Source organism: Actinoplanes sp. NPDC019969, from assembly GCF_055562375.1.
The window spans coordinates 41,869-62,631 of the sequence record NZ_JBVHFK010000005.1 but is presented as its reverse complement, the minus strand read 5'-3'; the positions used below and the strand labels follow the sequence as shown (position 1 = coordinate 62,631).

The 20,763-nt window shown below is 72.3% G+C and carries 19 protein-coding genes; 4 read left to right on the top strand and 15 right to left on the bottom strand.

All coding sequences use genetic code 11. The annotated features are described in order from the left end of the window. Positions 1 to 2 precede the first annotated feature (2 nt). Complete coding sequence (locus ACZ3II_RS16320; RefSeq protein WP_465518468.1) at positions 3 to 836, top strand: rhamnogalacturonan acetylesterase; 834 nt, start codon at positions 3 to 5, stop codon at positions 834 to 836. A gap of 20 nt (positions 837 to 856) precedes the next feature. After that, positions 857 to 1,714 (top strand): alpha/beta fold hydrolase, encoded by an 858-nt coding sequence (locus tag ACZ3II_RS16315; protein ID WP_465518467.1) that lies wholly within the window; start codon positions 857 to 859, stop codon positions 1,712 to 1,714. A gap of 297 nt (positions 1,715 to 2,011) precedes the next feature. Here the strand turns inward: ACZ3II_RS16315 and ACZ3II_RS16310 are convergent, their stop codons facing one another. From ACZ3II_RS16310 to ACZ3II_RS16290, 5 genes are all read right to left on the bottom strand, one after another. After that, positions 2,012 to 3,034, bottom strand: coding sequence for a branched-chain amino acid ABC transporter permease (locus tag ACZ3II_RS16310; protein WP_465518466.1), 1,023 nt, complete (start codon positions 3,032 to 3,034; stop codon positions 2,012 to 2,014). Further along, a complete protein-coding gene (locus tag ACZ3II_RS16305) occupies positions 3,031 to 3,891 on the bottom strand; it encodes a branched-chain amino acid ABC transporter permease (RefSeq protein WP_465518465.1) in 861 nt (286 codons plus the stop codon). Before ACZ3II_RS16305 ends, ACZ3II_RS16310 begins: the two co-directional genes overlap by 4 nt. Before the next feature lie 151 nt (positions 3,892 to 4,042). Beyond that, positions 4,043 to 4,726, bottom strand: coding sequence for an ABC transporter ATP-binding protein (locus tag ACZ3II_RS16300; RefSeq protein ID WP_465518464.1), 684 nt, complete (start codon positions 4,724 to 4,726; stop codon positions 4,043 to 4,045). Then, complete coding sequence (locus ACZ3II_RS16295; protein WP_465518463.1) at positions 4,723 to 5,505, bottom strand: ABC transporter ATP-binding protein; 783 nt, start codon at positions 5,503 to 5,505, stop codon at positions 4,723 to 4,725. The genes ACZ3II_RS16300 and ACZ3II_RS16295 overlap by 4 nt, the downstream gene beginning before the upstream one ends. Beyond that, the gene (locus tag ACZ3II_RS16290) at positions 5,502 to 6,662 is read right to left on the bottom strand and encodes an ABC transporter substrate-binding protein (RefSeq protein ID WP_465518462.1); all 1,161 of its coding nucleotides are present in this window, start codon (positions 6,660 to 6,662) and stop codon (positions 5,502 to 5,504) included. Before ACZ3II_RS16290 ends, ACZ3II_RS16295 begins: the two co-directional genes overlap by 4 nt. Positions 6,663 to 6,740: 78 nt before the next feature. Between ACZ3II_RS16290 and ACZ3II_RS16285 the strand changes: the two genes are divergently transcribed. After that, the gene (locus ACZ3II_RS16285; RefSeq protein ID WP_465518461.1) at positions 6,741 to 7,544 is read left to right on the top strand and encodes a PaaX family transcriptional regulator; all 804 of its coding nucleotides are present in this window, start codon (positions 6,741 to 6,743) and stop codon (positions 7,542 to 7,544) included. On the opposite strand, the gene ACZ3II_RS16280 is transcribed toward ACZ3II_RS16285, so the two are convergent. The 10 genes from ACZ3II_RS16280 to ACZ3II_RS16235 all read right to left on the bottom strand — a co-directional run bounded on the left by ACZ3II_RS16280 (position 7,504) and on the right by ACZ3II_RS16235 (position 20,318). Further along, the gene (locus tag ACZ3II_RS16280; RefSeq protein WP_465518460.1) at positions 7,504 to 8,028 is read right to left on the bottom strand and encodes an SUKH-4 family immunity protein; all 525 of its coding nucleotides are present in this window, start codon (positions 8,026 to 8,028) and stop codon (positions 7,504 to 7,506) included. The two genes, ACZ3II_RS16285 and ACZ3II_RS16280, sit on opposite strands and share 41 nt — an antisense overlap. A 317-nt stretch (positions 8,029 to 8,345) precedes the next feature. Continuing rightward, entirely contained in the window at positions 8,346 to 9,029 is a 684-nt protein-coding gene (locus tag ACZ3II_RS16275; RefSeq protein WP_465518459.1) for an HAD family hydrolase, read from the bottom strand. Between the two features lie 179 nt (positions 9,030 to 9,208). Further along, positions 9,209 to 10,354, bottom strand: a complete 1,146-nt coding sequence (gene wecB, locus ACZ3II_RS16270) for a non-hydrolyzing UDP-N-acetylglucosamine 2-epimerase (protein ID WP_465518458.1) — start codon at positions 10,352 to 10,354, stop codon at positions 9,209 to 9,211. Further along, on the bottom strand, positions 10,351 to 12,471 hold the full coding sequence (locus ACZ3II_RS16265; protein WP_465518457.1) for an ATP-grasp domain-containing protein: 2,121 nt from the start codon (positions 12,469 to 12,471) through the stop codon (positions 10,351 to 10,353). The genes wecB and ACZ3II_RS16265 overlap by 4 nt, the downstream gene beginning before the upstream one ends. Further along, positions 12,468 to 13,829 (bottom strand): glycosyltransferase family 2 protein, encoded by a 1,362-nt coding sequence (locus ACZ3II_RS16260; RefSeq protein WP_465518456.1) that lies wholly within the window; start codon positions 13,827 to 13,829, stop codon positions 12,468 to 12,470. Before ACZ3II_RS16260 ends, ACZ3II_RS16265 begins: the two co-directional genes overlap by 4 nt. After that, the gene (locus ACZ3II_RS16255; protein WP_465518455.1) at positions 13,826 to 14,497 is read right to left on the bottom strand and encodes a PIG-L deacetylase family protein; all 672 of its coding nucleotides are present in this window, start codon (positions 14,495 to 14,497) and stop codon (positions 13,826 to 13,828) included. The genes ACZ3II_RS16260 and ACZ3II_RS16255 overlap by 4 nt, the downstream gene beginning before the upstream one ends. Further along, complete coding sequence (locus ACZ3II_RS16250; RefSeq protein ID WP_465518454.1) at positions 14,497 to 15,042, bottom strand: hypothetical protein; 546 nt, start codon at positions 15,040 to 15,042, stop codon at positions 14,497 to 14,499. The genes ACZ3II_RS16255 and ACZ3II_RS16250 overlap by 1 nt, the downstream gene beginning before the upstream one ends. A 90-nt stretch (positions 15,043 to 15,132) precedes the next feature. Further along, a complete protein-coding gene (locus ACZ3II_RS16245; protein WP_465518453.1) occupies positions 15,133 to 15,933 on the bottom strand; it encodes a slipin family protein in 801 nt (266 codons plus the stop codon). Positions 15,934 to 16,124: 191 nt separating this feature from the next. Further along, the gene (locus tag ACZ3II_RS16240; protein WP_465518452.1) at positions 16,125 to 16,556 is read right to left on the bottom strand and encodes a PPOX class F420-dependent oxidoreductase; all 432 of its coding nucleotides are present in this window, start codon (positions 16,554 to 16,556) and stop codon (positions 16,125 to 16,127) included. A 36-nt stretch (positions 16,557 to 16,592) separates the two neighbouring features. Then, entirely contained in the window at positions 16,593 to 20,318 is a 3,726-nt protein-coding gene (locus ACZ3II_RS16235) for a HEAT repeat domain-containing protein (RefSeq protein WP_465518451.1), read from the bottom strand. A gap of 104 nt (positions 20,319 to 20,422) precedes the next feature. Here ACZ3II_RS16235 and ACZ3II_RS16230 point away from each other — a divergent pair, with 104 nt between their 5' ends. Next, complete coding sequence (locus ACZ3II_RS16230) at positions 20,423 to 20,590, top strand: hypothetical protein (protein WP_465518450.1); 168 nt, start codon at positions 20,423 to 20,425, stop codon at positions 20,588 to 20,590. Positions 20,591 to 20,763: the final 173 nt, after the last annotated feature.

Genomic DNA, 20,763 nt, shown 5'->3' with positions numbered 1-20,763 from the left:
GCATGCAGATCAATCGGAGAACGTTGCTCCGCGCCGGCGTCGGCGGAACGATCGCCGGGATCATCCCCACTGCGGCACCCGCCCTCGCCGGTCCCCGCCGGCGCCGGCCCACCGTCTTCGTGGCCGGTGACTCGACAGCCGCCACCTACGCCGTGGCGGACCACCCCCGGGCCGGCTGGGGCCAGGCCCTGCACGTGTTCCTGCGCGACGACGTCCGCGTGGTGAACGAGGCCCTGTCCGGGGCCAGTTCCAAGAGCTTCTACGACCTGGGCCGGCTGGACCGGATCCTCGGCGCGATCAGGCCGGGTGACGTGCTGCTCATCTCGTTCGGGCACAACGACGAGAAGGTCACCGATCCGGCGCGCGGCACCGAGCCGTGGACCACCTTCCCGGACTACCTGCGGCGCTACCTCGCCGGGGCACGGGCGGCCCGGGCCACCCCGATCCTGGTGACGCCGGTCGAGCGGAGGAGATTCAATGCGGACGGTACGCCGTACCTGTCACATGGCGAATATCCGGACGCGATGCGGGCCCTCGCCGCGTCGACGAGAACGCCACTGATCGACCTGACCGCGCTGTCGTTCGACCTGTGGGGCCGCCTGGGCCCGGAGGGCACGAAGGACTACTTCCTGCACCTGGACGCGGGCGAGTCCCCGAACTACCCGGACGGGGTCGTCGACAACACGCACTTCCAGGCGCACGGGGCGATCGAGCTGGCCCGGATCGTGGTGGCGGCCGGGCGGGCGATACCGGGGCGGGACGGGCGTGCTCTCCGGCGTACGTCAATCCCTGATTCCGCCTTGACCTGGCCCGCCACCCGCCCCGCCGAGAGCTGAAGCGGGGTTATGGTCGGACGGTGACTCACACCATCGAGGTTCCCGGCGCCGTCCTCGCCTACGACGTGCGGGATCCGGCGTCCCCGTCCGGCGAGCCCGCGCTGATGCTGGTCGGCTCGCCGATGGACGCGAGCGGGTTCGTCACCCTGGCCGGTCACTTCCCCGACCGGCGGGTGATCACCTACGACCCGCGCGGCACCGGTCGCAGCAAGCGCACCGGCACCGCGCCGGAGACCACGCCAGAGCAGCACGCCGACGACATCCGCCGGGTCGTCGAGGTGGCCGCCGGGGGCCCGGTGGACCTGTTCGGCAGCAGCGGCGGCGCGGTCAACTCCCTGGCGCTGGTGGCGGCTGACCCCGATCTGGTACGGGTCCTGGTCGCCCACGAGCCACCCACGGTCCGCCTGCTGCCCGACCATGCGGACGCGGAGGCCGCCGTCCTCGGGATGCGCGCGCTCTACCAGCGTTCCGGCCTGGGTCCCGCGATGGCCAAGTTCATCCAGATCGTCTCGCTGAAAGGGCCGGTGCCGCCCGGTTTCGCCGAGGGCCCCGGCCCGGACCCGGCCACGTTCGGCCTGCCCGTGGAGGACGACGGCTCGCGTGACGACGTGCTGCTCAGTCAGACGCTGGTGCCCTGCTGCCTCTACCGGCCGGACTTCGCCGCGCTGAAGGCCGCCACCACCCGGATCGTCGTCGGTGTCGGCGTGAAGTCCGAGGACGAGCTGGCGCACCGGGCCGGCCGGGCCGTCGCCGAGCACCTCGGCGTGCCACCGACTGTCTTCCCGGGGGATCACGGCGGGTTCCTGGGCGGCGAGTACGGCCAGCACGGCGACCCGGACGCCTTCGCGGCCACCCTCCGCGAGGTGCTCGCCGCCTGAACCGGCCCGGTCGCCGCCTGACCGGGACCGATCGCCGGCCGTCGCACCGATCGCCGGCCGTCGGCCACGCCGGTTACGGCAAGCCGTTGACCGGCCTGAGCGACGGCCGGCGAACTCGGCCGTCGCTCAGGCCGGCCATCCGGCACCCGAAACCTGCCTCAGCGACGGCTCACCGGCTGGCCGCCGCCGGCTCACGAGCGGCCACCGCCGGCCCACGGGCGGCCACCGCTGGCCCACGGGCGGCCACCGCCCGGCTCACGCGGGCCGTCGCCGGGCCCACGCGGGCCGTCGCCGCGCTCACGGACTGGGGACCGCCGGGCGGCCGCTGTCGTGGGGCGCCGGCTGTTCGGGGTGGCGACCGGCGGACGGTGTCGTGCGGGCGCGTTCGCGGAGCGCGGGGACCAGGCCCTTCGGCAGGTAGAGGACGCAGACGATCAGGACGACGGCGTAGACGGCGTAGGAGAGGACGGCGGGCGCGTAGTCCGGCATCCCCGGCCGGGTGCCGAGCGTGTTCAGCAGCTGGACCAGCACCACGACGACGGCGGCGCCCACGACCGGGCCGGTGATCGTGCCGAGGCCTCCGACCACGGCCATCACGACGAACTCGATGGAGAGCAGCACCGGGAACGAGCCCGGCGACAGATATCCCAGGTAGAACGCGTACACGCCACCGGCCAGCCCGGCCATGGCGGCGGACAGGGCGAAGACGGCGAGCCGGTACCGGCCGATCGGGACACCACTGGCGGCCGCGGCGGTCTCGCTGGTGGCGGCGGCACGCATGCCGCGGCCGGTGCGGGACACGATGACGTTGCGCGCGATCAGCAGGGCGGCGACAAGGACGAGGCTTGCGGCGTACGCGTAACCGATGTCCTCTCTGAACTCGAACCCGAGGACCGTGAGCCGGGGGATGCCCTGCAGGCCGATCGCGCCGCCCGCCCAGTCGGCCTGCGCCAGCAGCGACAGCAGGATCAGCTGCACGGCCAGTGTCGCGAACGCCAGGTGGTGCCCGCGCAACCGGAGCAGCGGGGCGCCGAGCAGCACCGCCGCGACGGCCGCGATCACCGGGGCGAGCAGCAGGCCGAGCAGCGACGGGACGCCGTGCACGGCGAGCAGGCCGGCGGCGTACGCCCCGATCGCGTAGAAGGACGCCTGCCCGAGCGAGACCTGCCCGGCGTACCCCATCAGCAGCGAGACACCCACCGTGACCGTCGCGGTCAGCGCGAACAGCACGTACGTCGCGAGATGCCGTTCCGGCAGGAGCGGCGGCAGCGCCAGGACGACGGCCGCGAACCCGGCGGCCCACCAGCGCGCGGCCGTCATCGGGCCGGCTCCGGGACACCGCCGGTCCGCGCCGCCTGGATGATCATGACGGTGAGCATCAGCACGAGGGCCACCTCCACCTGGTAGGCGCCGCCGCCGTAACCGGCGGCCAGGGTCTGCGCGACACCGAGCAGCAGGCCGCCGGCCAGGGCGACCACCGGGCGGGTCAGGCCGCCCAGCACGGCGGCGGCGAAACCGTTGACGATCAGGATCACGTCGCTGTCGAACGTGACCTGCTGCACCGGGGTCGTCAGCACCCCGGCGAGACCGCCGAGCGCGCCGCCGATCACGAACGCGAGCAGGCCCATCCGGCGTACGTCGATGCCGACGACCCGGGCGGCGTACCGGTTCAACGCGCACGCGGACAGCGCCCGGCCCAGGTCGGTGCGGGTGAAGAACCACGCCAGGACCCCGAACACCGGGGCGGTCACGGCGATGATCAGCAGGTAGTGGGCGGGGATCCGGGCGCCGGCGATCTCGGCGGCCCCGGTCAGGCCCGGGAAGGACCGGGGCTGGTCACCCCAGATCAAGACCTCTACGGCGTACGCGAGGACGCCCAGCCCGAGAGTCACGATGAGCGACGTTCCGGGGGTGGTGCCGGGGCGGCCGATCGCGATCACGCCGACGATCAGCCCGGCGACCGCGCCGAGCGCCACTCCCCCGGCCTCGGCGACCCCGTGCGGCAGTCCCGCCCCGAGCAGCGTCGAGGTGAGCAGCGCCGCGAGGACGGCAAAGGAGCCCTGCGCGAAGTTGACCACCCCCGTCACCCGGTAGATGGCCACCAGCCCACTGCCGACCAGCGCGAACCCGGCCCCGATCCCGATCCCCGTCAACAGGTACCCGACCAGGTCACTCATCGCCGCTCCTCCGGTCCACCCCGGCTGGCCGTGGTGGCTGTCTCGGGTCGCCTGAGACAGCCATGAGAGCCAGCCGGAAGTTGCGGTTCGAACCGGCTGGCTCTGAGGGCTGTCTCGGGGCGTGTGAGACAGCCCTGACGACCAGCCGGGGTCATGAGGGGGCTGCCACGTGGCCGCCCAGGTAGGCGGCGGTGACGCGGGGGTCGCGGGCCAGGGTGGCGGCGGGGCCGTGGAGGGCGATGCGGCCGGCCTCCAGGACGTAGGCGCGGTGGCAGAGATCGAGGGCGAGGCGGGCGTTCTGTTCGATCAGCAGGACGGCCAGGCCCCGGTCGGCGTGCAGGGCGCGGAGGTGCTCGACCAGGGTGGTGACGATCAGTGGGGCGAGGCCGAGGCTGAGTTCGTCGACGACCAGGATGTCGGGGCGGGCCATCAGGGCGCGGCCGATCGCGACCATCTGCTGCTGTCCGCCGGAGAGAGTGCCGGCTCTCCGGGCCCGGATCGGGCCGAGTTCGGGAAGCAGGTCGTAGATGTGGGCGGTCTCGCGGCCCTTGCGGCCGTTGCGCCAGCCGCCGAGTCGCAGGTTGTCGTCGACGGTCAGGTCGCCGAACATCTCCCGGCCCTCCGGGACCTGGGCCAGCCTGCCGTTGACGGTGATCGTGCCGGCGGCCGGGCGGACCAGGCCGGAAAGAGCCTTGACCAGGGTGGACTTTCCGGCCCCGTTGGCGCCGATCAGGGCGACCAGCTCACCGGAGTGGACGGTCAGGTCGACGCCGTCGAGGGCGGTGGCGCCGGAGTACCGGACGGTCAGGTCCCGCACGTCGATGACATCGGTCATGGAACGGCGCCCTTCTCCGGTCGTACCCCTAGATAGGCTTCGATGACCTCGGGGTTCTCGCGGATCTCGGCGGGCGGACCCTCGGCGATCACCCGCCCCAGGTCGAGGACGGTGATCCGGTCGGCGAGGCGCATGACGAACGCGACGTCGTGTTCGACCAGCAGGATCGTCAGCCCTTCGGCGCGCAGCGCGGTGATCAGGCCGGCGAGGTGCTCACGTTCGGCGGCACGCAGGCCGGAGGCGGGCTCGTCGAGCAACAGCAGCCGGGGCCGGCCGCAGAGGGCGCGGGCGAGTTGGAGGGCGCGTTGCTGGCCGAGCGGCAGTTCCTCGGCGGGGCGGTGGGCCCAGGCGGCGAGCCCGGTCCGGTCGAGGCAGGCGAGGGCGCGGTCGTGGATGGCGCGTTCCTCCCGGTGGTGGGCGGGTAGGCGGAGCGCTGCGGACAGGAAGCCGGCGCGGGTGGTGGCGTGCGCGCCGACCATGACGTTCTCGAGGGCGGTCAGGCCGTGGAAGATCCGGGCCGCCTGGAAGACGACGCCGACACCGAGCCGGGCGCGGCGGTGGGCGGGGAGGCGCTCGACGCGGGCGCCGTCGAGCGCCACGCTGCCGGAACCGGTGGCGAGCTGGCCGCCGATCAGGGCGAACAGGGTGGACTTGCCGGCGCCGTTGGGGCCGATGATCGCGCGGAGTTCGCCCGGGGCGACCGTGAGATCGACGTCGCGGACGGCGTAGACGCCGCCGAACGCCCGGGACACCCCGTCGACGGTCAGGTGGACGGTCACGGGAACCGTTCCTTGGAGAAGGCGGTCGGCACGAACTTCCCGCCCTCGATCGTGTTGATCGAGATGAACTCGGTGGTCAGGCCCGCGTGATTCGTGGGCGAGTAGGTGTAGGTGCCGTTCGGGGTGGTGAGCGTGAGCGATTCCAGGGCGTCGCGGACCTTCGTACGGCCGGGGCCGCCGGCCTTCTCGATGGCGGCGGCGAGGAGTTTGACGCCGCTGTAGCCGTCCTGGGCGAACTGCGGTGGCGCGTACCCGTACTTCGCGGTGAACGCGCTGGTCAGCTCATCGACGGCGGTCTTCAGGTCACCGGGTGGCAGGTGTTCGCCGACGACGCCGACGCTGCTCGCGATGGTGGCGCCCTCGGCGGCGGCCCCGGCCGGTTCCAGGAACAGGCGGCTGGCCTGGGCGCCGGTGAGCACCAGCGGGACGGTCAGGCCGGAGGCGGCGTACTGCTTGGTCAGGGCGACGGCGGGGGCGCCGGTGGCCCACACCATCAGCGCCTGGGCGTCGGAGGAGCGGACGTGGGTGAACACGGCGCCGAACTCGGTGGCGCCGGTCTGGAACTCCTCGACGGGGGCGACCGTCACCCCGTACGCCGCAGCTTTGGCCTGCAGGCCCTTCGCACCGGCCACCGCGTAACTGCTCTTGGTGTCGTAGGCGAGGGCGATCCTGGTGAGTTTCGTGCTCTGGAAGTACTGCAGGGCGGCTTCGGCGTAGGTGCCGGAGGTGGCGGGGACGACGAAGACGTACGGGTGGACGGGGTCGGCCTGCTCATCGGCGGGGGTGAGCGAGACGTACGGGATCTCCTCCCGGTCCACGAGCGGGATGGTGGCCAGCGCCGAGTTGCTGAACGGCGACCCGATGATCGCGTCCGAGTCGTCCTTCAGCTCGTTGAAGGCGAGAACGGCCTGGTCGGGCAGGCTCTTGTCGTCGCGGACGGACAGTTCGATCTTCCGGCCGCCGATGCCGCCGGCCGCGTTGATCTTCTCGACGGCGAGCGCGACGGATTTCTGGTTCTCGGTGCCGAGCGGTGAGTAGTTGCCGGTCAGCGACACGATCTGCCCGACCCGGATGACGTCGTCGCCTCCGGACCCGGTGCTGCCGCAAGCGGACATGCCGAGGATGAGGGCCAGCAGGATCGGCCCGGATCTGCGCACGAGTGACCTCCTGTTTCGAGGTACCGAAGTTAGGCGCTGCTATCCACGGCGGTCAATAAATTGCCTAACATCTAGCGCATGCCGTCGAATCCACAGACGTTGCTGCTGATGTTGCTCGGCGACTTCGTGCTGGACCGGGACGTGTGCGTCAACTCCCGCAGCGCGATCGACGCCCTCGGCCGGGTCGGCGTCTCGGAACACGCCACCCGCTCCACCCTGTCCCGGATGGTCAACCGCGGCCTGCTGCGCCGGCAGCGCGACGGCCGCCGGATGTACTTCGGGCTCACCGCCCGGGCCGCCGAGATCCTGCACGACGGCCGGTCCCGGATCTGGGAGACCGGCGCGGTCAACGCCAGTTGGGACGGCACGTGGACGCTGCTCAGCTTCTCCCTGCCGGAATCGTGGCAGCGGCAACGCCACGACCTGCGGTCCCAGCTGGCGTGGGCCGGCTTCGGGCCGTTGCAGGGCGGGCTGTGGATCGCGCCCGGCCGGGTCGCGGCCCAGGACATCGTCACCGGGCTCGGCCTGTCCGCGCACGCCCGGGTCTTCCACGCCCGAGCCGCCGACCTCACCGACATCGCCGGGATGGTCGGCGACGCGTACGACCTGGCCGGGCTGGCCGCCCGCTACCAGGAGTTCCTGGACCGATGGGAAGGCGCTCCCCCGTTCACCGACCCGCTGGCGGCCCGGCTCAGCCTGATCGCGGAATGGCTCGGCGCGATCCGCCGCGACCCCCGGCTGCCGGTCGAGCACCTGCCGCCGGACTGGCCGGCGGTCCGCGCCCAGAAACTCTTCCGCGACCTGGAGGCGTCCTACCTGGAACCGGCGCGCGCCATCGCCGCTACCCTGCTGGATCTGCGCCCGTCAACTCCTGGTCGATGAGGAACCGATACCAGTCCGCCTCGGCCCAGCCGATCTCGGCGTAGCCGGCGCCGAAGACGTAGTAGGCGACGAACTCGTCAAAGTCGAGGGCGATCTCGTGGAACCGGTCGTTCATGTACCAGACCACCCCATCGTCGGGGATGTACCAGACCGCGCCGGTGTCACGGCGCATCAGCAGCGGCTCGTCGTTCACGGTGCCGAACACGAACCAGGCGCCCGGGTCGTCGCGGACACCGGTGAACTCCGGCATGTGCTCCAGGAAGTACTGGATTTCGGGCAGGTCGCCGACACCGCGCAGGCCGATGCTGACACCGGCCCAGATGCCGTCCGCCACCTCCAGCAGCTCCCGGATCGGCTGCGGCACATCGGCGGGAATCGTGGCCGGCGCCGCCCCGTCCCGGATGGCCCCGATCACGGGCCCGTCCGCACGGTCCCGCAGATCGGCGCGCAGCTCCTCGATGAGGTCCTGGAGATCGTCGTTCACCCGACCATCATCCACAGTGATGGTCGCGGCGCCTCCGTGTGCCGGAGGCCGGCGGCCGACCAGGCGCAGGCGGCCGCCTGCCCGATCTCGGGGATTCGGCGCCGGATCGAGGCGCACAAGATCGATACCGTGCCCGGACTTGTGCGCCTCGATCCGGAAAGCCGGTGCTCCGAATCCAAGATCGCCGGCCTTGCCGATCTTGGGCCGGGGACGCCGGTGCGCACCGCACAAGATCGCGGGCGGCGACCCGTTCCGGTGCCCTGCTGCACAGGATCGCGGGTGGCGGTGGGGTCCAGGACGCAGTCGGTGGCAGAGGTTCAGACGCCGAGAAGGGACGCGGCGGCGGTGAGATCGGGGACGCACGCGGTCGGGGCGGGGTCGTTCGGGGCGTCGCCGTACTCGCCGGTGCGGACGCGGATCGAGCGGGCGCCCAGGGCCGCCGCGACCGCCATGTCCTTGCCGGGGCGGTCGCCGATCATGACCAGGTCCTTCGGGGGCACGCCGAGCGTCTCCGCGGCCTGGCGCAGGCCCTCGGGGTGGGGTTTGCGCAGGGTACGGCCACCCAGCTCGTCGGTGATGACGATCGTGGTGAACGAGTCGGCCAGACCGGTGGCGGCGAGTTTGGCGCGCTGGATCGCCGGGTTGCCGTCGGTCAGGCAGGCCACCGGGTAGCGGGCGCTGATCGCGGTGAGGGCCCGCAGCGCGCCGGGATAGCGGGGCAGCCGGCGCGGGCGGTACGTGGTGAACGCCGTGACCAGCGTGGGGATCAGCTCGGCGGCCAGGTCGGGGCCTATCCCGTAGGCGGCCAGCGCCCGGTCGATGGTGCCGCCCTTGTCGGATCCGGCGAGGAGCTGGCGGCGTACGGCACGGCTGAGCCGGATCGGGTCGAGCCCGGCGGCGGCACCGGCGCGGCCGACGGCGCGGGCGGCGCCGTACAGGTAGCTGCACTGCGGGAACAGGGTGTCATCGAGGTCGATGACGACGGCGAGCGGTGGTTTCATGCGGATCACGTTTCTCGAGGCTCAACCAGTGTGTGAAGTTTGGGCGCGAATAACGGCCGAACTCCACACGCTGAGCGGGAGGCACTGCAGCGTGGGGAGTTGAGGCGCGGATAACGGCCGAACTCCACACGCTGAGCGGGAGGCACTGCAGCGTGGGGAGTTGGGGTTGGGATAGCGGCCTAAATACACACGCTGAAGGGCAACGTTCCGTCGGTGTGGTCGGGTTCGTCCAGTGCCAGCAGGCGTTCCAGGGCCGGGTCGGCGAGAACAGCGGCGACCCGGCGGCCGGTGTGGCCGTCGCCGTACGGGCAGGGCAGCGCCGCGATCCGGGCCAGCTCGCCCGGGCCGCTCAGCCGGTGCGCGGCGGCGACCGCCCGGTCCGCCTCGTCGTCGCTGGTGATGCCGGTGAGGACGGTCGCGCCGGTCTCGACCCCTTCCCAGCGCGGGGTCGAACGGCGCAGCACCACGACCGGGACGCCCAGGTAGGCCGCCTCCTCCTGCAGCCCGCCGGAGTCGGTGACCACCACCCGGGCGTGCGCGAGGGCGGTGAGCAGGTCGTCGTAGGGCAACGGGTCCTCGCAGGTCACTCCGGGCAGTCCGGCGAGCCTGTCGTACAGGCCGTGTTCGTGCAGGCGGGCGCGGGTGCGCGGGTGCACCGGGAACCGGACCGGCCCGATCGCGGCGAGCCGGCCGACCACGCCGACGAGACGGGCCAGGCGGTCCGGGTCGTCGACGTTGGAGGCGCGGTGCGCGGTGACCAGGACGCCGGCGCGGTCCGCGGGCGGCACCGGGGTGACGTCCTTGTCCCGCAGCGTGTCGATGACCGGGTTGCCGACCACGAAGATCCGTTCGGCGGGCACGCCCTCGGACTGCAGGAACCCGGCGGACCGGGCGGTCGGTGCGAAGTGGAGCTGGGCGGTGGCGGCGGCGACCCGGCGGTTGACCTCTTCCGCGCTGCGCGCGTTGAAACTGCGCAGGCCGGCTTCCAGGTGCGCGAACGGGATTCCGGCGTTGCGGGCGGCGAGAGCATAGGCGGGTACGGTGTGCGTGTCCCCGAGGGCCATCACCAGGTCGGCGGGCGTTGCGGCGAGGACGCCGAGGGCGGCGGTGACCAGCCCGCCGAGCCCGTTCGGTTTCGGCAGGCGCAGGTCCGGCACGAGTCCGAGGGTCCGCTGGACGTCACCGCTCATCGCGGCGTCCTGGTGCTGGCCGGTGTCGACGGCGGTGACCCGGTGCCCGGCGGCGCACAGAGCGTGCACGACGGGGGCGAGTTTGATGACCTCCGGCCGGGTGCCGAACGGGACGAGTACGTGCCGCCGCGTCATCGGGCCACCCCCACAAAACCGGCGGCGGCCTCTGTGTGTCCGAAATGTCCCGCAGGCGAGGAGGGCGTGGACGGCGAGGTGCGCGAAGTGGGCGAGGAGACCGACGGGAAGTTCGGGACCGAGGAGGAGACGGGGTCGAGCGGGTCCGGGATCGGCGTTCCGTCGGCGGCGTAGTACACCTCGGAGAAGTGCCGCGCCATCCGCACGCCCGGCTGGAAACCGAGCGACGGCAGCGCCGCCCCCGGCTCCAGGATCCCGGCCAGGTAGGTTCCGACCACGTCGGCGCCCGCCGCCAGGGTCAGCGGCAGCCCACCGGAGAACCGCGGGTTGACCTCGACCACCGTCACCTCGCCGGTGTCGGTGACGAAACCTTGGACGTTGGCGGGGCCGGTGTGGCGTACCGCCCGCAGGGTCGCCGCCACCACCTCGGTGACCGCGACGGACTCGAAGGTGGTGCCGCGGGTGGAGATGCCGCCGCGGGTCTCGTCGCGCCAGCGTGGCACGCAGGCCAGCAGCGTGCCGTCCCGGCCGATCAGGGCGTCGGCGGTGAACTCGCGGCCGGGCAGCCGGGTCTGCACGATCGCGCCGGGCACCGCGGCGAACGCGTGGGCCAGGTCGGCCGGGTCGTCCACCATGATCACGTCGCGGCTGCCGCGGCCACGGGCGGGCTTGACCACCCACGGGCCGGGGACCTGGCCGGCGGTGGCGGCGGTCCAGGCGGTGGCCGGGTGCGGCACGCCGGCGGCGTGCATGGTGGTGGCGAAGGCGACCTTGTCGAGGCAGATCTCGGCGGCGGCCGGGTCGGGCAGCCAGGTGCGCACGCCCATGTGGTCGAGGACCGGCACGAGCGGGGCGATCGCGGCGTACTCCTCGGCGACGGTGCAGATCAGCGCGGCCGGCTGGTGCTCGTCGAAGGCGGCGAGCAGCGCGGCGGCGTACCCCTCGTGGTCTGCCCGGGGAAGGACCGCGGAGCGGCCCGCAAGCCGCAGGCCGACCGCGTCCGGGTTGGCGTCGAGCGCGAGCACGTGATCGCCGGCGGCCTGCAGGGCGCGGATCACCGCGACCCCGGCGGGACCTCCGGCGCCGGTGACGGCGATGAGGCGGCCGGTCTCGGCGACGGTACGCTCCCGCGGCGCCCGCATCAGCCAGGCGCGGGCCCACAGCCGCAGCGCGATCACGTCGCCCCCGGCCACCGGCTCCCACTGGCGTTCCGCGACCGCGCCGGCGAGCGCGTCCAGCACCAGCGGGTCGGTCTCGTAGGAGGCGACCGCGAGCAGCGTGGCGGTGTGCACGCCGAGGCCCTTGGCGGCGAGCTCCCGGACGATCGCGGCGCGCCGGGCCGGGGTCTCGTGGCCCACCCGGTAGTCGATGCGGCGCTGCTCACGGCGCTTGGCGAGCCGGCGGGAGATCGCCTTCGGCAGGATCCGCCGGTGTACGACGGCGGCGATCTGCAGACCCTCCTCGCGGGGCTCGCCGTCGACGGGGACCCGGTGGCCGAGGCCGGGACGCGCCCAGGCGGCGGGGCGGTCGGCGGTGTGGCGGCCGGCACGGTCCTGCTCGGCGCGCTGCGCGTCGTACATCGTCAGTCCGATCATGATGAGGAGTCCGATGAGGGTGTAGGCGAAGTTCAGGACCGCGCCGATCCAGTCGTGGAAGAAGACCAGCGCGTCGACGGCGAAGTAGCGGCCGGCCAGCAGGGAGCCGAGCAGCCGGATCTGGTTGGCGACCAGGACGAAACCGGCGGCGGCGAGGAACCCGGTGAGCGCCTGCGGCCGCTGCCGGAGCGCGACGACGGCGAGCGCGGCCAGGGCCAGCACACTGCTCCACACCGAGCAGGAGCCGGTCATCTCGGCGACGACGGGTTCCAGGCCGGGGCCGAACACGACGAACGAGTCGCCGAGGGCGCCGGAGATCCGGTCGATCCCCATCGACTCGATGATCCGCGAGGTCAGGTCGACCTCGAAACGGCGTACCGGGTCGATGAACAGGACGTAACCGCCGACACAAGCGATCACGGCGCCGATCATCTCGGCCAGGACGAGCTGCCTGCGGCGTACCGTCGCAGGGGTCTTCCGTTTCTGGTGAAGCTTTTCCAGGCGGCGATCGAAAGCGGTCATGCGGCCGTCTCCAACTGCGGGACCGGCGTCGAGGTGGCGCCGGAACGAGCCGTCTTCGACCAGGTGTAGCTGGTGCCCCACATGCCGTCGAAGTAGGCCTTGGTCGCCGTCAGGATCGACATGCCGAACGCCGGGATGAACCCGATCAGCATCCAGACCGCGCGGCGTTCCACCCGGCCCAGGACGAGGCCGACGGCGAGTTCGGTGAACGGGCCGGCGAACAGCAACGCCGACAGCGCCACCATCGAGATCGCCGACTGGTCACCGATCCCGCACGCCCGCAGGAAGATCAGAATCAGACCTAAACCGCAGAGTACGGGTACGTGGTACACCCAGAGGAAGAGCATCGTCTCGAGCTTCTCCATCACCGACAGGTGCGGGGTACGCAGAATCGGCCGCCAGTAGTCGCGCAGGCACTTCTGATGCCCCCGCGCCCACCGGTACCGCTGCTTCCAGAAGCGCTGCGACGACAGCACCGCCTCCTCGAAGTCGACGGCGGACGGGTCGTAGCGCACCCGCCACCCGTCGAGCAGCAGCCGCAGCGTGAGGTCGGTGTCCTCGGTGACGGTGTGCGCGTTCCAGCCACCCAGGGACCGGATCAGGTCGGTACGGACGGCACAGTTCGCTCCCCCGTACGCCGGAAGCTCGAAAAGCGCCTGCCGCCCGTACTCGTTGACCAGATAGCCGGACAGGTAGTCGATGAAGATCGTCGAGGCGAGCCCCGACTCGACGCCGTTCCGGACCACGCAGCGGCCCATCACGGCGCCGACCCTGGGGTCGCGGAAGTGGCGCACCAGCCGCCGCAGCACGTCCGGCTCCGGCTGGTGGTCGGCGTCGAAGATCACCGCGATCTGGGCGTCGACCAGCGCGAGCGCGTCGTTGAGCGCCCCCGACTTGCCGCCGCCCGCGCCCGGCTGCCGGTGCAGCACCCGCAGCCGCGGGTCGGCCGCCGCCCACGCGTCCAGCCGGTCCCCGGTGCCGTCGGTGGAGGCGTCGTTCACGACCACCACGGTCAGCGCCGCGTGCGGGTAGTCGAGGGACAGCAGCGCCGCCACCATCCCGTCGACCACCAGTTCCTCGTCCTTGCAGGCGACCAGCACGGCCACCGGCGGGGTGAAGTTCTCCGCGCCGACCAGCGGGGCGTCCAGGTCCCGTTCGGCCCAGCGGGCCGCCGACACCGCGAACCCGAGGTGCCGGAAGAAGAACAGCAGGAACACCACGTTGAGTACGGTCGCGATCCCGCCGAGGGTGGCGTCCAGCCCGAACGCCGCCGCCGTGATCCCGAAGACGACCAGATGCATGAGAAGGCCGCGGCGGTGGTGCGGGGACACCGCCCGGCGGCGCCCCCGCCGGGTCACGCCGCCGCTCTTATCTTCATCGCGGAGAAATCGGGCATATCGGCTAGCGCAAGGGGGGCGGCCAGATCCCACACGAACCGGCCCGGGACGAACGCCTCCGCGTACCGCACCCGCGCCTGCGCCCCGAAGTGCCGGGCGCTCGCCGCCACCACCTCCGGGTCGACCATCGCCGAGTTCTCCACCTGGCTGCTGTGACACGACAGCGCCGCGATCTTGCGGTCCAGGTGGGCGGAGATGTCGACGAACACCGTCGGCTCGAACCGGGTGGTGGACGGGCTGCGGTAGTGCAGGACGCGCCGGGAGTGCCGGGCCGCGGAGATGGTCGCCGCGGCCACGGCCCGGTGGTCCTGGTGCGAGTCGTCGGGGGCGTGGACGTACACGACGTCGGCCTCCGACTCGGCGATCGCCCGTTCGATCAGGGCGATCGTGGCGGCGTCGGCGGTCACCGCGCAGTCCTGGAGGCTGCCCCAGAGCAGCAGGCAGTCCAGGCTGCGGGCGGCCGCCTCGGCCTCGCGGCGGCGGCCGGCGATGGCGCCCGGTCCGTTCTGGCCACCGGTGACCACCAGCATGGTCACCGCGTCCCCGGCGGCCCGGTGGGCGGCGAGCGCGCCGCCGCAACCGAGCTCGATGTCGTCGGGGTGCGCCCCGACCGCCAGCACGCTGCGCATCATGACAGGCGGGCCGCCCGGCGCTTGCGGACCACCGTGGCGAGCGCGAAGACCAGACCGGCCGCGAACAGCGCGATGATCGGGCCGAAGCCGTTGCCGCCGGCCGGCAGCGCGACGTCGTTGCCGCAGGTGGGGCGGTTCCAGTGGGCGGCCACGGTCTTGCCGCCGACCTTCCAGGTGACCTGGGTGTTCTTGCTGACCCAGCCGGTCGCGAAGCTGGCCTTGTGGGTGCCCGGCGCGAAGGTGGTGGTCACCTTGCCGTCGGTGGAGGTCGACCCGCCGGTCAGTTCGAGCTTGTTGTTGTCGCCGGCCGCGATCTTGCCGGTGGTGCCGGTGTTGTTGACGTACCCGAAGACCGCCCGGTACTTGCCGGTGCTGCTGTCCTTGACCACGCAGTCACAGGTCGGGGCGCCGTTCAGGCTGGTCAGAGTGGCCGCGGCGGGGCCGGTGTTGAGGAACAGCGCCGCTGTGACAGCGGCGACCAGGGCGACAGCGCCGGCCGCGAAGGCGGTACGGCGCCGGCGCAGCAGCGGGACGAGACGCATGAAATGAGACCTCCGCAGTCCGGACATGAGTGATGGCGCGACCTGACAGATCGGTCGCGCCATCGCCGGGTTGAGGTCTTGTCCGGGCCGTCAGTCGGCGACGTGCTTGTCGAAGCCGATGTACAGCCGGGCCGACGCGTTGGCGCCGAGCGCGCCCAGGGTCTCCAGCTCGCGCAGTCGCAGCAGGGCCGGGTGCGCGGCGTACGCCTCGGCGGCCTCGGCCAGCCGGCGGAGCGCGTCCACCTCGGCGTCCGCCCGGATCCGCTTCGCCGCGGCGTCCGCCTCGGCCGCCAGCCGGGCCGCGTCCGCGCGGGACGCCGCCTCCAGGCTCTCCCGGTCGGCCTTGGTCCGTGCCTCGACCATCTGCGCCTCCGCCAACCGCTGGGCGGTCAGCACCCGGTTCATCACGTCCTGCAGGTTGCCCGGGAACACCAGGTCCTTCACGTCCGCCCGGATGATCTCCACGCCGTACCCCGCGGAAACGCCCTCGACGTCGCGCAGGATGTCCTCGGAGAGCTGGTTGCGGTTGGTGAGGATGGCCTCCAGGGTCATCGAGGCGAGCGACCGGCGGGCCGCGAGCTGCACGTCGCTGTAGACCCGGTCGGCGTAGTCGGCGACCCGCTCCACCGCGGCGACCGGGTCGGTCACCCGGAAATGCGTGATGATGTTGACCCGTACCGCGACCTTGTCGGCCGTCAGGATCTCCTGGCCCTTGATGTTCAGCTCACGCTCGCGCAGATCGACCTGCACGATCTCGACCGTGGCCACCCGCTGCCACGGGAGCCGGCGGCGCGGGATCGTATACCGGCCGGGCTCCAGGACCTGGTCGTACCGGCCGTCGACGTATCGCAGGCCACGGAATCCGCTGCGAATGATCACCTCGTTGGACATGCCACACCTCTGTTGCGAGAAAAGAAAGGGTGGCCCCGTAGCGGTTCCGATGTGAAGGATCGGTCGCGGATGATGGCAGCGAACCAGCTCGGTTTGATCGCCAGTGCGCCCGCTGCGTAAACGCCTGCTTCTGAAGCCGCCGGGGCCGGACCGAGCATGGCAAACGGCCCGGCCCGGCCACAACGCAATATCTAGCGCAGCTTCGACCCGTACACGTGCGTGACCTTCAGCTTCAGCAGCACCCGCCGGTCGGCGACCATCACCTGCCGGTACTCCTGCCAGTCCGGGTGCTCGCCGGCCGCCCGCCGGTAGTAGTCGACGAGCGCCTCCACCTCCGGCCCGTCCGGGTCGGCGCCCGGCCCGATCAGCGTCACATCGCCCTCGGCGGTCGCCCAGGCCCACCCGTCGGCGCTGGTCACCTCGAGCGCGGCGCGCGGATCCCGGCGCAGGTTGGCGGTCTTGGCCCGGCCCTCCGTCACGGACACCAGGATCTCTTCGGCGTCGCGGTCGTAATAGGGCGTCACCGGCGACAACTGCGGCAGCCCGTTGGCCTTGATGGTGGCGAGAACCCCGATGCGGCTCGCGGCCAGCAATTCACGAGGATCGAACTCAGCGTCGGTCATAACCCTGCCAATCCCCTCCCCCACGACCCTATTCCCTCACCACTCCTCGTCCGCCGCGATGCGGCCGGCGAGGCCGGCGATCTCCTCGTCGTACGGCCACCGCTCCGCAAGCGCACGGACCGCCGCTCTCCAGCGCTCCGGATCGGTCTCCTCCCCCTGCGCCACGAACCCCTGCAGCAGCTCCCGGGTCGCCGGGTCGCCCCGCCAGCCACCGGCCAGCGCCTGCACCGCCGCTGCCCGGTCGTCGCCGGTCTCGCCGTGCACCGCCTGCCGTCGTACCAGCGCAAGCGTCGCCGGGTCGTCGTGCCAGCCGAGGGTCAGGTGTTCGAGAGCGAACCGCCGCATCCGCGGATCGATGTCGGCGGCCGCCATCCGGTGCAGCAACTCCAGCGTCGCCCGGTCCGGGCGGCGGGCGAGCAACAGGGTTCGAAGTGCGGCGTAGCGGACGACGTCGTCGCCGTCGGTCTCCGCGAAGGAGCGGACCAGCGCGACGATCTCCGGGTCGCGGGGCCATCCGGTCCCCAGCAGTTCGACGGCCCGGGACCGCACGTGGCCGTCCTCGGCTCCGGTGAGCTTCCGCAGCAGCTCGGGGACGGCCGGATCATCGCGGCCACCGGCGGCGAGCAGCATCATCGCGGTGTCCCGGACCTCGGCGGGGAAGTCGCCGGCCAGCACATCGCGCATCAGCTCCGCCTGCTCCGGCCGGCCCGGCCAGGTCGTCGCGACGGTCCAGAGGATCGTCGCGGTGAGCCGATCGTCGGTGGTCGTCCGGGCAAGGTCGCAGAGCCACGGCAGCAGGGCCGGGTCGCCGGCCCAGCCGACGGCCAGCGCACGGACGATCGCGATCCGGTCCTCCGGCGTCGCGGTCACGGCGCGCTCCCGCGACAGGTCCGCTCCCGCGGCGGCCCCGACGACCGCGTCCAGCCTGATCCGCCGGGGATCGGCGGGACGTTCCGGGAGCTCGCGGGCCACCGGAGCGGCGGTCGTCACACCGGCGAGCTCCTGCCTCAGTCTGCTCCGGAAACCGCGCGGCAACGCTCGATCCTTCACCACCTGACGCAACACGGACACCGTCTCCGGTTCGGCGGACCAGGGGCCGATCAGCCGGTCCGCGGCGTCGATGCGCACACTCGGCTCGGGGTCGGACCGGGCGATCTCACGAAGTGCCGTCCCGGCCCGCGGATCGCCCGGCCAGCTGTGCGACAGGACGCGGATCGCCGCTGATCTGACCGACGAGTCCCGGTCGGTGGCCGCCACCCGGCACACGATCGGCAGCGCATCCGGATGGGCCCGCCATCGGTACCCGAACGCGGCCACGGCGCCGCCGCGGAGAAAGGGGTCGTCGTCGGCAAGGCGCGCTTGCACCCAGTCCCAGGCGGCGCCCGCCGGCCTCGCCGCCGTCGCGACGCCCTGCACCATGCCGCGGCGGGCAGGCCCGAGCGGATCATGCTCGGCGATGTCACAGAACGATGCGAGGACCGCCGGGTCGCCCGGACGTCCCCGCGCGAGCGCCTCCAGCACGTCGTCACGGAGCGCCGGCAGATCGCCGAACCGGACGAGCCCGTCCAGAACGGCGGTGAACTCCTCGTCGTGGCGCAGCAGCTCGGCGCCGGTCTGCGCGGCCGGCGGCACGTCGACGTCGATGAAGTCCTCACCCTGCAGGGGTATCCGCAGGAACCGGCCGCGCATCAGGTACCAGTCGCGGTAGCGCGAGCGGATCTGTGGATGGTGGCTTCCGATCCGGGCCAGGATCGGCGCGGCGGTCTCCGCCAGCCGTCGCGGAAACGGCGCGCCGGCAAGCACCCGCTGTTCCGCGATGTGCTCCAGCATGTTGATCACCACGTTCACCGCTGCCGAGCACTGCTGCGGAAGCGCCGCCAGGTCACGGACCTCGTTGAGGCTGCGGAGCGCGGTCAGGATGTTCCGGGCATCGGAGGCGCCGAACAGGTCGGTCCCGGGCCGGCGCGGGCCCAGGAACCAGAGGGGATCCGCCGTCAGCAGGTGGTCGACGATCCGGCCGGACCGGGCGGTATCAACCATCCCGGCGAGCAGGACGAGGGTCTCTTCCCAGGCGGGATCGGGCCAGCGCCGGGCGTACACCTGGAGAAGATCGTCGGCGCCGGCCGCGACGCGGTCCACGATGGCGGCCGCGGTCAGGTATTCGAGGAACGCCCGGTGGACGAAGCCGTGTACGCCGGCGCCGTAGTGGCTGAGGATGAAATTGCGGGTGCGGAACTCGTCGGTGATCGCCCTGGCCACCGCCTTGGCCCGGCCCGGCGGCAGGCCGTGCTCGCTGCGCAGGAAACCGGCCACCTCATCGATCAGGTCGTGATCCAGCAGGTGGTTGCCGGCCAGACCGGCCGGCGCCTCCTGCATTCGCCAGGCGATCCGGCGCAGCAGCGCGAGGCGGTCGTGCACGTCCAGGTCGGCGTGTTCCCGGGTGTGCCGTTCGTCGCGGAGGTGGCGGCTGGGGTCCCACTGGGCGGCCAGCACCCCGACCGCGTGCTCGTAGACGTCACGCCGGTCACGCGGCAGGTCCCGCTTGCGCCCGAGCAGCGCCATGATCGTCAGCAGCAGCGGGTTGCCGGCGAGTTCCCGGACGGCTGCCACCCCGTCCATCGCCACCAGCAGCCGATCCCGCAGACGGTCCGCCTCACCCGGACGGTCCCCGGCGGCCAGACGGTACCAGCCGGTGAGGAACCGCTCGATACGCGGACGGTCCAGATCCTGGAGAAGATAGGTGCGGAACCCCTCGCGGTCGAAGACGGAGCGCTGGTAGCCGATCACCCGCGAGGTGACGACGACGCGGGCGCTGGGAAAGCGTGCCGCGAGGCCGGCGATCTCGTCGGCGACCTCCTCGCGCAGCCGGGGATCGAAGATCTCGTCCAGACCGTCGAAGATCACGACGGCCCGGCCGCCGGCTCGGAGATAGCCTTCCAGGACGGTCCGGGGCAGGCCGTGACCGCCCGCCTCGCCGAGCCGCTCGATCAGGTCGAGCAGGGTGCCGGTCCGCCAGTGGGCATCGGTGTAGGCGCGCAGCTCCACGAGAACCGGGAGCTCGCCCTCGTCACCCGTCTCCGCGAGGGTGAGAGTCAGATAGCGCGCGACGGTGGACTTGCCGGCGCCGGGGTCGCCCAGCAGCACCAGGCCGTGCCGGGTGTCGTCGGCGATCACGTCGAGGACGGGACGGGCCGGTTTCCCGTGATGGGACCGGCGGATGTGGTCGAGGGTCTCGGCGTCGATACCGGGTGGCAGGTCTCCATGGCGGATCTCGCCCCGGTCGACGAGACGTCTGACGAGCTCCCGCGGAAGCTCGACCGGTGGCGGGTCGGCGCGGACCTCCGGGGGCACGAAGATCTCCCGCAGCGGAATCAGACCGGGCCTGGCCGGATCGCCACCGGGTGTGAGCGCGCCCAGCTCGGCGTAACCGTACCGGCGCCGGATCCGCTCCAGGTAGGCCTCCCGCACCCGCGGGAAATCCCGGTCCGGCGCCGCCGCCGCGATGCCCTTGGCCTGGCGCAGAGCCTCGCGCCACCGGGTGAGGTGGAGACTCTCCTCGGTGCTGCCCGCCGTGTGGCCGCAGGCCCTGACGAACGCCTCGACGAACTCCCACGAGGGTAGCGACCTGCCGCTCAGGTTGTCGCTGATGGTCGACCGGGCGAATGGCATGTGGCGTTCCAGCTCACGCACCGACGGGTTGCCCGAACGCGCCCGGAGTTCGGTCAGCTTCGCGGCGAACCGGTGCGCGGCTGTCACGTTCATCCATGAATGCTAAGGAAAGATCGGGACCGGGACTGTCCGGATCTTGTCCGGAGTGCGTCCGGGGCCGTCGCCGGACACCCGGGCGGGACCGGATCGTGGTCGTCATGACGATGCTTCAGCTGCTTCCCGAACCCTTGATCCTGTTCGCCGCCGTGCTGACCGCTCTTCTGTTCGGAGGGGTGGTGCTGCCGGCCGTCTGGTCCCGCCGGTCGTCCCGGCGGGCCGCGGCGCTGGCCGTCCTGAGAGCGCTGTTCCGGAGGCGGATTCCTTAAGGGAGGCTTAAGTCTGGGCCCGCGGGGCAACCGCCGGCTTCCAAGATCCGTGCCTAGGGAAGAAATCGCTCTCGCACTCACCAGGCGCGTGACCGATCCTCAGCTCCCGCCGGGGCGGCCGGCCCCCCAGTCGCTTCCCGGCCGCCCCGGCGGGCTCGTCCCATCACCTGATC